This is a genomic window from Archangium gephyra (genome assembly GCF_049060025.1).
GTDB lineage: Bacteria > Myxococcota > Myxococcia > Myxococcales > Myxococcaceae > Archangium > Archangium gephyra_A.
In genome coordinates this window covers 10,297,811-10,310,915 of the sequence record NZ_JBMEQQ010000002.1, presented here as the reverse complement: position 1 = coordinate 10,310,915, position 13,105 = coordinate 10,297,811, and the positions used below count along the sequence as shown (strand labels likewise).

Annotated in this window: 12 protein-coding genes and 1 pseudogene; all 13 read left to right on the top strand. The window is 68.1% G+C overall.

Annotated elements, in window-relative coordinates; all coding sequences use genetic code 11:
- The first annotated feature begins 179 nt into the window (after window positions 1–179).
- The 13 genes and pseudogenes from gspC (at window position 180) to ACN28I_RS45005 (ending at window position 13,104) form a co-directional block, all read left to right on the top strand.
- On the top strand, window positions 180–1,088 hold the full coding sequence (gene gspC, locus ACN28I_RS45065; RefSeq protein ID WP_420948038.1) for a type II secretion system protein GspC: 909 nt from the start codon (window positions 180–182) through the stop codon (window positions 1,086–1,088).
- Between the two features lie 21 nt (window positions 1,089–1,109).
- Window positions 1,110–2,630 (top strand): annotated as a pseudogene (gene gspD / locus ACN28I_RS45060) (type II secretion system secretin GspD); the annotation flags it as partial.
- A gap of 43 nt (window positions 2,631–2,673) precedes the next feature.
- On the top strand, window positions 2,674–3,630 hold the full coding sequence (locus tag ACN28I_RS45055; protein ID WP_420948037.1) for a hypothetical protein: 957 nt from the start codon (window positions 2,674–2,676) through the stop codon (window positions 3,628–3,630).
- Between the two features lie 3 nt (window positions 3,631–3,633).
- Window positions 3,634–5,430, top strand: a complete 1,797-nt coding sequence (gene gspE / locus ACN28I_RS45050) for a type II secretion system ATPase GspE (protein WP_420948036.1) — start codon at window positions 3,634–3,636, stop codon at window positions 5,428–5,430.
- A gap of 66 nt (window positions 5,431–5,496) precedes the next feature.
- Window positions 5,497–6,753, top strand: a complete 1,257-nt coding sequence (gspF, locus tag ACN28I_RS45045; protein WP_420948035.1) for a type II secretion system inner membrane protein GspF — start codon at window positions 5,497–5,499, stop codon at window positions 6,751–6,753.
- Between the two features lie 13 nt (window positions 6,754–6,766).
- Window positions 6,767–6,937 carry a hypothetical protein gene (locus ACN28I_RS45040; protein ID WP_420948034.1) on the top strand — a complete coding sequence of 57 codons (171 nt, stop codon included), beginning with the start codon at window positions 6,767–6,769 and terminating at the stop codon, window positions 6,935–6,937.
- A 34-nt stretch (window positions 6,938–6,971) separates the two neighbouring features.
- Window positions 6,972–7,388 carry a type II secretion system major pseudopilin GspG gene (gene gspG / locus ACN28I_RS45035; RefSeq protein ID WP_420948033.1) on the top strand — a complete coding sequence of 139 codons (417 nt, stop codon included), beginning with the start codon at window positions 6,972–6,974 and terminating at the stop codon, window positions 7,386–7,388.
- Window positions 7,389–7,419: 31 nt separating this feature from the next.
- Complete coding sequence (locus tag ACN28I_RS45030) at window positions 7,420–7,902, top strand: type II secretion system protein GspG (RefSeq protein WP_420948032.1); 483 nt, start codon at window positions 7,420–7,422, stop codon at window positions 7,900–7,902.
- Window positions 7,899–8,618, top strand: a complete 720-nt coding sequence (locus ACN28I_RS45025; protein ID WP_420948031.1) for a pilus assembly FimT family protein — start codon at window positions 7,899–7,901, stop codon at window positions 8,616–8,618. Before ACN28I_RS45030 ends, ACN28I_RS45025 begins: the two co-directional genes overlap by 4 nt.
- Complete coding sequence (locus ACN28I_RS45020; RefSeq protein ID WP_420948030.1) at window positions 8,615–9,469, top strand: prepilin-type N-terminal cleavage/methylation domain-containing protein; 855 nt, start codon at window positions 8,615–8,617, stop codon at window positions 9,467–9,469. Before ACN28I_RS45025 ends, ACN28I_RS45020 begins: the two co-directional genes overlap by 4 nt.
- Window positions 9,466–10,152 (top strand): type II secretion system protein GspJ, encoded by a 687-nt coding sequence (locus ACN28I_RS45015; RefSeq protein ID WP_420948029.1) that lies wholly within the window; start codon window positions 9,466–9,468, stop codon window positions 10,150–10,152. Before ACN28I_RS45020 ends, ACN28I_RS45015 begins: the two co-directional genes overlap by 4 nt.
- Before the next feature lies 1 nt (window position 10,153).
- Window positions 10,154–11,506, top strand: a complete 1,353-nt coding sequence (locus ACN28I_RS45010; protein ID WP_420948028.1) for a general secretion pathway protein GspK — start codon at window positions 10,154–10,156, stop codon at window positions 11,504–11,506.
- A gap of 2 nt (window positions 11,507–11,508) precedes the next feature.
- Window positions 11,509–13,104: a type II secretion system protein GspL gene (locus ACN28I_RS45005; protein ID WP_420948027.1), complete on the top strand. Its 1,596-nt coding sequence runs from the start codon at window positions 11,509–11,511 to the stop codon at window positions 13,102–13,104.
- The last annotated feature ends 1 nt before the right edge of the window (window position 13,105 follow it).

Here is a 13,105-nt window from a genome sequence, read left to right as displayed (position 1 = left end):
TCTCTGACAGGCCGTTGACATTTTGTCCCACGCCGCCGCGACGCCCGCTCCTGCCATCAGCGGCCCGGCTTATTCCGGAATGAATTCAAGGACTTGGCTGTAAGGCTCGGGCCGCCCGCTCCCCCACGCGGGTGGCACCCCGCTTGCTCAATCCCGAGTAGGCCCTTTCTGGACGCGTGATGGAACTCTTCTTCCGCAAGTACTTCTGGACCGTGAATCTGGTCTTCATCCTGCTGGTCGCCCTGTTGGCGGCGCGCACGGTGAACCTGTTCGTCGAGTCCGCCCTGACTCCCCTCCCGTCGGGCGAGGTGTCGGCACGGCAGAAGGCGAAGCCCACCGTGACGTTGGCCTCGCTGGATCTCCGGCGCCTGTCGGACCTGACCGGCATCGCCATCCCCGAGCCCGAGCCCATGGTGGCCGAGCCCTCCGGCGTGCCCGAGGTGGACCCCAGCGCCGCCCCCGTGAAGAGCAGCCTGCGGGTGAAGCTGCTGGGCACCCTGGTGGCCAGCGACAAGCTGTGGTCCGTGTCCTCCATCCAGGACATGAACAACCAGCGCTCCACCACGTACATGGTGGGCGACCGCATCCAGGGCGCCGAGGTCATCGACATCGAGCGCGAGCGCGTCATCATCATCAACGCCGGGCGCAAGGAGTTCATCGACAACCAGCCCGGTGACGGCGCCGCCGTGGCCGCCTACACCCCGCCGCCGCTGCCCAGCGGCCCGCCCGTGCAGGCGCCCAATGGCAGCGGCATCCGCGCCATGAGCGAGAACGACTACGAGGTGCCTCGCGCGGAGATCGACCGCACGCTGGCCAACCTCAACGACGTGGCCATGCAGGCGCGCATCGTGCCGGCCTTCAAGGACGGCCAGGCCCAGGGCTTCAAGCTCTTCTCCATCCGTCCCGACTCCATCTACTCGAAGATCGGCGTCCAGAACGGCGATGTCATCAAGCGCATCAACGGCTTCGAGCTCAACAGCCCGGAGAAGGCCCTCGAGGTCTACACCAAGCTGAAGGAAGCCTCGCGGATCGAGATCGAGCTGGAGCGCAACGGTTCGAGCGTCCGCAAGAACTACACCATTCGCTAACCCGCATTACCCCGCCCCTCCATGAAGACGCTTCCGTCCTGGTTGCTCCTGCTGTGCCTGGCGATCGCCGCGCCCGCCCTGGCGCAGCGCCGCCCCGGTCCACCTCCGCCCGCGGGGACTCCCGCCGAGCGGGAGATCACCCCTCAGACGTCCCCCGAAGGCGGAAGCGCCGGCGTGCGGCAGACGCCCACGTGCGAGGAGGTTCGCCGCCGCGCCCGCTACGGCATCTACTTCGACAAGGTGGACATCGAGAAGCTGGTGCAGACCGTGTCGGACGCGACCTGCCGGACGTTCATCCTTCCGGAGAACGTACGCGGGAAGATCTCCATCATCGGCCCGGAGAACGGGCGCGTGGAAGTGGACGCGGATCAGTTCTATGCCGCCTTCCTCGCGGCGCTCGACGCCAACGGCCTGTCCGTCTACCAGCACGGGCGCTTCCTGAAGATCGTGGACAAGCGCGCCGCCAAGCAGAACCCCATCCCCACGCTGGTGGACCCGGAGGCGCCGTACACCACCAACGAGCAGATGATCACCAAGCTGTTCCGCATCAAGAACGTGGAGGTGGAGCCTCTGCGCGGGGTGCTGCAGCAGCTCGTGTCCAAGGACGGCGACACCATCCCGTACCCGCCGGACATCATCATCATCAACGACGTGGGCTCCAACGTGCACCGGCTCGAGCGCATCATCGATCAGCTCGACGCGCGCGCGGCCAGTGACGAGGTGCGCATCATCCAGGTGCAGTACGCCACCGCCCAGGACGTGGCCGCCACGGTGCAGAAGCTCTTCGAGCCGAAGGCCGGCCCGGGCCGTCCCGGCGCCAACCGCTCCGGCCCTCCCGCGGTGATGCCCCCCGGCGGCCCCGACGCGGTGCCCATGCCCGGCCCGGAGGGCAGCGGCTCCGGCGGCCCGGTGACCTTCTCGCAGATCATCCCCGACGAGCGCACCAACAAGCTGATCGTCGTGGCCAGCCCCGCGGCCTTCGAGCGCATCCAGGACATGGTGCGCGAGCTGGACATCCCCACCGCCGGCACCGAGCGCATCAACGTCTACCCGCTGGAGAACGCCAACGCGGAGGAGATCGCCAGCACGCTGCAGACGCTGTCGCAGGGCACCACCACCCGTCCGCGCGTCCCCACGCCTCCTCCGGGCGTGCCTCGCCCCGGTGGCACCCAGGGCGGCGGTTCCGCCGAGCTGTTCGCCGGTGAGGTGAAGATCTCCGCCGACAAGGGCACCAACTCGCTCGTCATCATCGCCAGCCAGAGCGACTACCGCAGCCTGGTGCGCGTCATCCGCGAGCTGGACAAGGCGCGGCGCCAGGTGTTCGTCGAGGCCGTCATCATGGAGGTCAACCTGGACCGCAACAACGAGTTCGGGCTGAACCTGCACAGCGGCTACCAGTTGGGCACCCCGCTGGGGACCGGCTCCGGCCTCGTCGGCACCAAGTACACCACCCAGGGCCTGCCCCCGTCCTTCTCGCTGGCCAACCTGGCCCAGTTCGGCGGCTTCCTCGCCGGCCTGCAGGGCCCCGTCATCCCCGAGCTGAAGAACCTGGGCATCGACATCCCCGCCTTCGGCGTGGTGCTGCATGCCTTCCAGCAGAGCCTCGGACGTCAACGTGCTCTCCACCCCGCACATCCTCACCAGCGACAACGAGGAGGCGGAGATCACCGTGGGCCAGAACGTGCCCTTCCAGTCCGGCTTCTCGCCCTCCTCGCTGGGCACCGGCCTGGGCACCCCTGGCACCGCCGGCGGCGGCCTCTCCCCGTCGCTGCTCGGCGGCCTGGGCGGCCTGGGCAGCCTCTACGCCCCCATCACCCGCCAGAACGTGGAGCTCAAGCTCACCGTCAAGCCGCAGATCAACGAGAGCGACTTCATCCGGATGACCATCTCCGAGCAGACCGAGGAGATCGCCTCCACGGATCCCGTGCTCGGCCCCACCACCTCCAAGCGCAGCGCCAAGACGACGGTGGTGGCCAAGGATCAGGAGACGGTGGTCATCGGCGGCATCATGCAGGAGCGCACCCTGGAGTCCGTCGCCAAGGTGCCCATCCTGGGTGACGTGCCCCTGCTCGGCCACCTGTTCCGGCAGACGAACAAGCGCAAGACGAAGACGAACCTGCTGCTCTTCCTCACGCCCCACATCATCCGGGACCAGTCGGACTTCCGGCGCATCTTCGAGCGCAAGATGGCCGAGCGGCAGCAGTTCGTGGAGCAGTTCTACGGCCAGGTGGCCGGCTACGACGTGCCGGTGGACTTCAGCCGCAAGAGCGGTCCCCTGGGCCGGATGCGCCGTGTCATCGCCACCGAGGAGCAGAAGCTGGAGAACGGCGGTCCCGGCCAGCCCGGGGAGCGCGTCCTCCGTCCGGGCGGCCCGGCGGCCGGCTCCTCGCAGCCCGCTCCGCGCGCCGGGGAAGTCTCGCCGGGGGCGGGGGGTTCCTTGACTCCGTCGGAGGAGCCGGTCCCCGTGCAGCCTCCGCCTGCGCCTTCTTCCGAGGAGCAGGAGCGCCTGCGCATCCAGCCGGACACCGGGGACGAGAGATAGACCATGAGCCTGCTCCTTGACGTCCCACTCGCCAAGCCCGCGGCAGACGCCGCCACCCAGGTCGTCTCCCACGGCCCCGCCTTCCTGTGCGGCCGGCCGCTGGGGGAGATCCTCCGCCACACCAGTGGTCTGACGGAGGACAAGCTCCAGGAGGCGCTCCAGATCCAGGCGGAGAAGGGCGGCCGGCTGGGCGAAGTCCTGGTGGGCATGAAGGCCATCAGCGAGGAGGACGTGGCCAAGGCGCTCGGCCTCCAGCTCGATCTGCCCTACCTGGCGCGCCTCTTCCTCGAGGAGGTGGACGCCGAGTTGATCAAGCGGATGCCCATCAACTTCGCCAAGCAGGCGCGCATCCTCCCCCTGTCCGTGGACGGGGACGCGGTGGCCCTGGCGGTGGCGGATCCGCTGGACACCACCGTGTTGGACCATGCGCGCATGCTGCTGGGCCGGGACATCCACCCGCGCATCGCGCTCGCCTCCACCATCGTGGACGCCATCAACAGCGTCTACGACCGCGCCACCAACGAGGCCGAGCAGCTCGTGGACGAGCTGCATGCGACGGATCTGGACTCGCTCGCCCAGGAGATCGAGGAGGTCAAGGACCTGCTCAACGACGAGGGGGATGAGGCGCCCATCATCCGCCTCATCAACTCCGTGCTCTTCCGCGCCGCCAAGGAGCGCGCCAGCGATATCCACATCGAGCCCATGGAGCGCGAGCTCCTGGTGCGCTTCCGCGTGGACGGCGTGCTGCAGGAGATCATCAAGCCGCCCAAGCGCTACCAGAACGCGATCATCGGCCGTGTGAAGGTGATGGGGCAGCTCAACATCGCGGAGAAGCGCCTGCCGCAGGACGGCCGCATCCGCATCAAGCTGGCCGGCCGCGACATCGACATCCGTCTGTCCACCATCCCCACCACCTACGGCGAGCGCATCGTCATGCGCTTGCTGGACAAGAACACCACGCTGCTGGATCTGACCGAGCTGGGCATGGACGCCCGGATGCTCGCGCAGATGGAGCACGTCATCCGCCGCCCGCACGGCATCGTCCTGGTGACGGGCCCCACCGGTAGCGGCAAGACGACCACGCTCTACGGCGCGCTCTCGCGCATCAACACCCCGGACCTCAACATCCTCACCGTCGAGGACCCGGTGGAGTACCAGCTCAAGGGCATTGGCCAGATGGCCATCAGCCCGAAGATCGGCCTCACCTTCGCCCAGGGCCTGCGCTCCTTCCTCCGCCAGGACCCGGACGTCATCATGGTGGGCGAAATCCGCGACAAGGAGACGGCGGAGATCGCCATCCAGGCGTCGCTGACGGGCCACCTGGTGTTCTCCACGGTGCACACCAACGACGCGGCCAGCGCCATCACCCGTCTGGTGGACATGGGCGTGGAGCCCTTCCTCGTGGCCTCCTCGCTCACGGCCGTGCTCGCCCAGCGTCTGGTGCGCCGCGTGTGCCCGGACTGCCGGGTGCAGTACTCGCCCACCGACGAGGAGGCTGAGGAGCTCACCCTCAACCGGGCGCTGCTCAAGGAGCGCTACGGGGTGGAGAAGATCTACAAGGCCACCGGTTGCCCCTCGTGCAACCAGAACGGCTACCGGGGCCGGACCGGTATCTACGAGCTGCTGCTGGTGGATGACTCCGTGCGCCAGCTCGCCCTGAAGAACGTGGACGCCTCCACCATCAAGAAGGCCGCCATGAGCCACGGCATGCTCACCCTGCTGGATGATGGCGCCCGCAAGATTGCCCTGGGCGAGACCACCATCGCCGAAGTGCTCAGCATCACCCAGGAAGACCTCTAACGGACTCGCGCCCCACTTCTCCCGGAAGGGAGAGGCTCGGGGCGCGGTTTTACTCCGCGACCCACCATGCCAGTCTTCGAGTACAAGGCCCTTGATCAGGCCGGAAAACCCATCCGCGGAATGCTGGAGGCGGACTCGCCGAAAACCTTGCGCTCGCAGCTGCGCAAGGACGGCAAGTTCCTCACGGAGGTCCTCGGCCAGGCCGAGGGTGGCCGTGCCGGCGTGCGCAAGGGCGCCAACGCGGCCCAGGCGGACCGCGAGGTCAACTTCGGCAAGATGGCCCGCGGCCGCATCACCACCGACGACATCGCCATCACCACGCGCCAGCTCGCCACCCTGCTGGGCGCGGGCGTGACGCTCGTCGAGTCGCTCTCCGCCCTGGTGGACCAGGTGGAGAAGGAGCGGCTGAAGATCATCCTCTCCGAGGTGAAGAGCCGGGTGAACGAGGGCGCCTCCCTGGCGGACGCGCTCGCGGTGCACCAGAAGGTGTTCGGCTCCCTCTACGTGAACATGATCCGCGCCGGCGAGCACTCGGGCGCGCTGGATGCCGTGCTGCTGCGGCTGGCCGACTTCACCGAGAGCCAGTCCAAGCTGCAGCAGAAGATCATCGGCACGATGACCTACCCGGCCATCATGATGCTGGTGGGCGCGGGCATCCTCACCATGCTCATGGTGGTCGTCATCCCGAAGGTCACGAAGATCTTCACCACGATGAAGGCCACCCTGCCCATCACCACCCGCATCCTCATCTGGGGCAGCAACTTCCTGCGGGACTGGTGGTTCATCATCTTCCCGCTCATCGCGATCGCCATCATCTCGGCCGTCACGTACTTCCGCAGCCCGAAGGGCAAGCCGGTGTGGGACCGCTTCGCCCTCAAGGCGCCCATCTTCGGCAGCCTCCTGCGCCTGCTGGCCATCTCGCGCTTCGCCCGCACGCTCGCCACGCTCCTCAAGAGCGGCGTGCCGCTGCTCACGGCCATGGACATCACCAAGAACGTCATCACCAACTCCATCCTGGCCGACGTGGTGGAGAAGGCCCGCGACGCCATCCGCGAGGGCGAGAGCATCGCCACCCCCATCAAGCGCTCGGGTGAGTTTCCGCCGCTCGTCTACCACATGATCGCCATCGGCGAGCGCTCCGGACAGCTCGAGGACATGCTCCTGTCGGTGGCGGACAGCTACGAGAACCAGGTGAACGTGCGCATCGGCGCCCTCACCTCCATGCTCGAGCCCCTCCTCACGGTGTTCATGGGCGTAATCATTGCATTCGTGGCCTTCTCGGTCCTGATGCCGATTCTGCAGGTGAACTCGGCCATCCGGTAACGGAGGCTTCACGATGAACAACACGCTCGACCGGTGGATCCAGCGCGTCACCCTCGTGGCGCTGCTCGCCTTGACGGCGGCGCTGCTCACCGTGGGGGTGACCCTGTATGCCTCCGACTCCAAGGCCGGTACGGCCGGCAGCACGGCCCCGCCGCACGACATTTTGACAGAGACAACCCGCTAACGGCCCGGTGACTTGCCGAAAAGTCACGAGAGAAATGACCATGAGCGACAAGAAGACGAAGCAGCAGCGCCGCCGCCGCGGCATGACCCTCATCGAGATCATGGTGGTGATCACCATTCTCGGTCTCATCATGGCCGCCGTGGGCGTGGCGGTGATTCCCAAGCTGGACGAGGCCAAGCAGGACACGGCCCGGCTGGACATCGCCAACATCCAGAACGCCCTGAAGCTCTACTACACGAAGAAGGGCAAGTACCCCGACACGGGCACCGGCCTGAAGGCCCTGGTGGACACGCAGAACCTGGAGAAGATCCCCACGGATCCCTGGGGCAACGAGTACGTGTACATGAACGAGGGTGGCAAGCCCGTCCTCATGTCCTACGGCGCCGACGGCACGCAGGGCGGCGAGGGTCCCGACGCGGACATCTCCTCGCGCGACACGGCCAAGAAGTAGCCAGGAAACGGCCCTCAAGGAAACGGCACCCATGACCCTCGAGCACGCTCCCACGCAACAGCAGACAGAAGAGACGGCGCGTCCGTCCCGCGTGGGGCGGCTCCTCGTCGCCGCCGTCATCCTCCTGGCCACGGCGGGTGCCTTCGGCATCGCCAGCCTCACCTTCGACAGGACGCTCAGCCCCCTGCAGCGCCAGGCGCGCGCGGAGATCCGCGGGCTGGAGGGCTACTTCAAGTCCTACCATCGCATCACCGGGCGCTTCCCCTCCCAGGCGGAGAACTTCTATCCGCTCCTGCAGGTGGGGCTCCTCAAGGAAGTCCCCAATGATCCCTGGGGGCGCACGTACCAGTACCGGATGTCGGACCTGGGCAAGGGCTACATCGTGTCCTACGGCTCGGACGGAGTGCCCGGCGGCACCGGTGACGCCGCGGACCTCATCAGCGGCGGCGTGTTGAACAACGCCATCGTGGGTACGCCCGAGCAGCAGGAGGCGGCGAAGGGAGAGCAGCCATGAGCACGCTCGCGCAGCGCAGGGCCCGGGAGCGCGGGCTGACCCTCATCGAAGTCTGCATCGCGCTCGGCATCGCCTCGGTGCTGTTCGCCGCCGTCACCGTCTCCGTGGGCGCCCTCACCGGCGCCAAGGCCAAGGCGTCCGCCGCCGAGCTGGCCGGTGTCATCCGCTCCGTCTACGACACCGCCGCGCTCAGTGGGAAGACGTGCCGGATCGTCTTCGAGCTGCCCGATCCGAAGAACGAGGAAGGCGTCACGCGCTACCGCGCCGAGTGCGCCGCGGGCAACGTCACCACCTCGCGCGACCGCGAGGAGATGCTGAAAGAGGAGAGCCGCGCCCGCGAGGACGAGAAGCGCGGCCAGAAGCGGAGCGATCCGCGCCGCAACTTCACCCGGGGCAGCGATGACCTGCCCGGCCTGGATGAGATCCTCGCCCAGGAGGAGGGCCGCGTGGAGAACGCCGCGCGCTTCTCCGAGTACACCGCCGAGGAGGTCCGGCCGCGCGAGCTGCCCGCGGGCGTCAACGTCTCCGTGTGGACGCGCCACCAGCGCGAGCCCGCCGAGAAGGGCGTGGCCTACCTCTACTTCTTCCCCCAGGGCTTCACCGAGAAGGCCCAGGTCTACGTGCGCCAGGGTGACAACGTCTGGACGCTCGCCGTGTCGCCGCTGACGGGTAAGGTGGAGATCGCTGGCGAGGCGCTGGAGGTGCCCAAGTCATGAGACGCACCCGTGGCTTCACCCTGTTGGAGACGGTGGTGGCGCTCGCCATCCTGGCGCTCGCGCTCATGGCCATCTTCGACATCAACTCCGGCGCGGTGTCCAACCACGCGTACGCCAAGAAGCTCACCGTGGCCACGATGCTGGCCCGCTCGAAGATGACGGACCTGGAGCAGAAGCTCTACGACGAGGGCTTCTCCAACGACGACGACGAGGAGTCCGGCGACTTCTCCCAGGAGGGTTGGGACAACTTCAAGTGGCGGGCGAAGATCATCGCCCCGCAGACCGACGGGGTGTCTCCCGAGCAGCTCATCGGCGCCATCTTCAACCTGCCCATCGGCGAGGGTGGAGACATGGGCGGCCTGGCCGCCATGTTCGGCGGTGGGGCCGGGGGCAAGGACGGCAAGAGCGGCCCCTCGCAGACCACCAGCAACCCCATGGCGGGCGCCGCGATGGGCATGGCCCAGCCCATGTTCACGCAGATGGTGCAGCAGATCACCCAGACGGTCCGCGAGGTGCACCTCACCGTGTACTGGAGGGACGGCACGCAGGTGGAGAGCCTGGACCTCGTCACCCACGTGGTGTCGCTGGGCCCCGGCTCGGACCGCAACGGCGGCTTCGCGCCCACCAACGGCGCGCAGTCCGGGGAGGTGGCCGGCCAGTGGTCGGCCCAGGGCGATCCCATGTGCATGGTGGTGCAGGGCGTGCCCGGCCCCGGTGGGCAGATGATGCACCCGCAGACGGGCCAGCCGCTGGTGCGGCGCACGGAATGCCTCCAGCAGCGCGGAGGTGGCGCCGGCGGCGCGGTGCCGGGCAGCAACCCGTTCGGTGGAATCCGGGGAGGTGTGCGATGAAGCGCACGAGCAAGCACTCCCTGCGCCGTGGCTTCACGCTGATGGAGGTGATGATCGCCGTGGCCATCACCGCCCTCATGGGCGCGATGGTGGGCATGGCCTTCCAGACGGGCTTCCACGCCAAGGAAGTGGTGGAGGCCGAGGCGGACCACTACCGCATGCTGCGCGCGGCCATGAACCGCATGGCGCGGGAGATCGGCTCCGCGTACGTGAGCGACCGCTACGACGCGCAGCGCTACCGCGACCAGAACGACCGGCCCACCAACTTCATCGGCGAGGAGGATCAGCTGACGATCACCACCTTCGCCCACCAGCGCCTCTACACCGACGCCAAGGAGTCCGACCAGGCGATCGTGGAGTACTCCGTCCAGACGTCCTCGGAACGAGGGGCCAACGGCCGGATGGACCTGATGCGCCGGGTGAATCCGAATGTTGAAGGCCGGATGGACCGGGGCGGAACCTCGGATGTGCTCTTCGAGGGAGTGAAGAAGCTCGAGTTCGCCTACTGGGACTCCGAGCGAAAGGAATGGGAAGACGAGTGGGACACGCGCCGCACGGAGCTGAAATCCAAGCTGCCCACGCGTGTTCGTATCACCCTGGTGGCGCTCGACGAGAATGGCAAGGAGACGCGCTACACCACCCAGACCCGTGTGATGCTGAACACGGAGCTTCCCAGGTACTGAGATGACGAGCCCCAACCACACAGAGGCCCGGCCGGCAGGCGCCCGCCGCGATGCCCGGGGAAAGCGCCGCGAGCGTGGCGTGGCGCTCATCATCGCGGTGGTGGCCATCACCATCCTCACCGTCGTGGCCACGGAGTTCGCCTACAACACCCGCGTGGACCTCCAGTTGGCGGCCAACCAGCGCGACGAGGTGCAGGCCATGTACATGGCCCGCTCCGGCGTGGCGCTCTCGCGCCTGCTGCTGCGCTTCCAGAAGCAGGTGGACCAGACGCCCATCCCCAACATCGGGGGAATGCTCGCCCAGCTCACCGGCGGCGCGGGCGGTGGCGCGGCCGCGGGCGGGCAGCAGCCGGCCTCCTCGCTCAACATCCAGCTCTGGAAGCTGGCGCGTGTGGACTGCCACATGCTCAAGGGCCTGACCGCCGGTGGTGGCGCCGAGGAGGAGGACGATAGCGCCCCTGCCCTGCCCCCGATCGACGAGGAGGACGGTGCGGCGCCGGGCGAGCTGTCCCTGGGTCCCTCCAGGCGCTCCTTCGGCGGCTTCACGGGCTGCTTCCTGGCCACCATCCAGGACGAGGAGGAGAAGCTCAACCTGCACCGCCTCAACGCGGGCACGGGTGACGCGCTCCCCACGGCGATGCGGTTGATGGACCTGCTCGGGGACAAGCGCTTCGAGTTCCTGTTCTCGCGCGAGGACGCCAACGGCGTGCGGGTCATGCCGGCGGACGTGGTCATCGCCATCAAGGATTGGGTGGACGAGGACAAGACGCAGTCCGCGTTCGACCCCACCAACGCCGTCAGCCCCTTCGCCGCCGGCTTCTCGGATGAAAACGGGCCCTACAGCCGTTTCGACCCGCGCTACGAGGCGAAGAACGCGCGCTTCGACAGCATGGACGAGCTGTACCGGGTGCACGGGGTGAACGATCGCTTCATGGCGGCCTTCCGGGACCGGCTCACCGTGTACCCGGACATCAACTCCAAGCCCAACGTCAACACGGATGACCCCATGATGATGTACATGGCCATCCTGTCGGCGGCGGACCCGGCGCGGCCGGACCCCCGGCTGAGGGACCCGGTCTTCGTCCAGGAGCTCATCACCCGCATCCGCGCGGCGCGGGCCTTCAGCTTCTTCGGCATGGGCGTGGCGGACTTCGTGAGCGCCATCGAGGCCGCGGGCATCGCCGTCAATCCCCAGCTCAAGGCCAACGTGGCCGGCAACCGCCTGCTGGGCGACAAGAGCAACACTTTCAGCATCAAGTCCGTGGGAGAGGCGGGGTCCGTCCAGAAGACGATCACCGCCGTGGTCCGGCTCGACGACGGGCTCGGCAAGCTCCTGTATTGGAGAGAGGAATAACGATGGCCCGGATTCTAGGTCTGGACCTGGGCAGCCACTCCGTGAAGGGGCTGCTCCTCGACGCGAATGCCCGTATCCCGGTCGTGAGGGCCTGGGCCGAGGTGCGCCGTGGCGAAGGTGAGCGGCTGGAGACGCTGCGCACGGCGCTGCGCGAGTTGCTGGCACGCCCGGAGCTGCGCAACCCGGATCAGGTGGTGGTGGCGCTGCCCGGCCCCGCCCTGGTCACCCACCAGCTCGCCCTGCCCTTCAACGACCCGAAGCGGATCGAAGCCACCATCCCCTTCGAGGTGGAGAGCCAGATTCCGTTCGACTTGAACGAGGCCGTCTTCGACTACCAGGTCGCCTCGCAGGTGAAGGACAAGGGCAGCGAGCTGCTGGTGGGCGTGGTGCGCCGCGAGGAGCTGGCCACGCTGCTGCAGGTGCTGAACGAGGCGGGGGTGGACCCGCGCGTGGTGACGCACCCGGCCATCACCTACCAGAACCTGCTGTTGCAGCAGCCGGGCCTGTTCGTGGGCACGGACACGGAGGCGGTGGCCATCGTGGACATCGGCCACGAGCGCACGACGCTGGCCATTGGCCGGCCCACTGGAGGCGTGGAGTTCGCACGCACCTTCGCCGGTGGCGGGCAGAGCCTCAGCCGCGCGCTGGCCACCGAGTTCCAGACGCCGCAGCCGGAGGCGCACCACTGGAAGGAGCAGCACGGAGCGCTGGCGAGCGCGGCCACGGCCCAGGGGCCGGATGGTGAGCGGGCCGCGGCGGCCTTCGTGCGGGGCCTGCAGCCGGTGCTGCGCGAGCTGCGCCCGTCCTTCAAGGCCTTCACCGCGCGCACCCGCCGTCAGGTGGGCGCCGTGCTGCTGTGCGGCGGCACCGCGCGCATGCCGGGCCTCGCCGAGCAGCTCAGCAAGGACCTGGGCATGCCGGTGCGCGTGCTGACGCTGCCCCAGGAAGCAACGGCCGCGGTGCCCGCCTCGGATCAGCCGGCGATGATGCAGGCGTACTCGCTCGCGCTGCGCGGCCAGGCCTCGGGCGCCAAGGCGCCGCGCTTCAACCTGCGCCGTGGCGAGTTCGCCTTCAAGGGTGACTACGACTACGTGAAGGACAAGCTGGGGCTGCTGGCCTCCTTCGCCGCCACCCTGCTGCTGCTGCTCATCGCCAGCGGCGTGGTGCGCAACTCGGTGCTCGCGCGCCGCGAGGCCCAGGTGGACGCCGTGTTGTGCGACGTCACCCAGCGCATCCTCGGCTCGTGCGAGAAGAACTACGACATCGCGCTCAACCGCCTCAAGGGCGTGGAGAGCCCGGCCGCCGCGCTGCCGAAGCTGTCGGCCGTCAACCTGCTGGCGGAGATGACGCAGCGGGTGCCGGCGGACGTGCCGGTGACGTTCGACCGCATCGACATCGACCTCGAGCGCATCAGCGTGCGAGGCCTCACGGACAGCTCCAAGCAAATCGACACCATCTCCACCGCGCTCAAGGGCCACCGCTGCTTCAAGGAAGTGAAGGAGGGCAAGGTGGAGAAGACGCGGGATGGCAACAAGGTGAGCTTCCGGCTGGACATCCAGGTGCAGTGCCCCGAGCAGGCACAGGCCGGGGAGGGCTAGG

Bases quoted from the DNA above. Each gene is read 5' to 3' on its own strand.
- gspC (WP_420948038.1), top strand. From the start codon at position 180: ATGGAACTCTTCTTCCGCAAGTACTTCTGGACCGTGAATCTGGTCTTC.
- ACN28I_RS45055 (WP_420948037.1), top strand. From the start codon at position 2,674: ATGCCTTCCAGCAGAGCCTCGGACGTCAACGTGCTCTCCACCCCGCAC.
- gspE (WP_420948036.1), top strand. From the start codon at position 3,634: ATGAGCCTGCTCCTTGACGTCCCACTCGCCAAGCCCGCGGCAGACGCC.
- gspF (WP_420948035.1), top strand. From the start codon at position 5,497: ATGCCAGTCTTCGAGTACAAGGCCCTTGATCAGGCCGGAAAACCCATC.
- ACN28I_RS45040 (WP_420948034.1), top strand. From the start codon at position 6,767: ATGAACAACACGCTCGACCGGTGGATCCAGCGCGTCACCCTCGTGGCG.
- gspG (WP_420948033.1), top strand. From the start codon at position 6,972: ATGACCATGAGCGACAAGAAGACGAAGCAGCAGCGCCGCCGCCGCGGC.
- ACN28I_RS45030 (WP_420948032.1), top strand. From the start codon at position 7,420: ATGACCCTCGAGCACGCTCCCACGCAACAGCAGACAGAAGAGACGGCG.
- ACN28I_RS45025 (WP_420948031.1), top strand. From the start codon at position 7,899: ATGAGCACGCTCGCGCAGCGCAGGGCCCGGGAGCGCGGGCTGACCCTC.
- ACN28I_RS45020 (WP_420948030.1), top strand. From the start codon at position 8,615: ATGAGACGCACCCGTGGCTTCACCCTGTTGGAGACGGTGGTGGCGCTC.
- ACN28I_RS45015 (WP_420948029.1), top strand. From the start codon at position 9,466: ATGAAGCGCACGAGCAAGCACTCCCTGCGCCGTGGCTTCACGCTGATG.
- ACN28I_RS45010 (WP_420948028.1), top strand. From the start codon at position 10,154: ATGACGAGCCCCAACCACACAGAGGCCCGGCCGGCAGGCGCCCGCCGC.
- ACN28I_RS45005 (WP_420948027.1), top strand. From the start codon at position 11,509: ATGGCCCGGATTCTAGGTCTGGACCTGGGCAGCCACTCCGTGAAGGGG.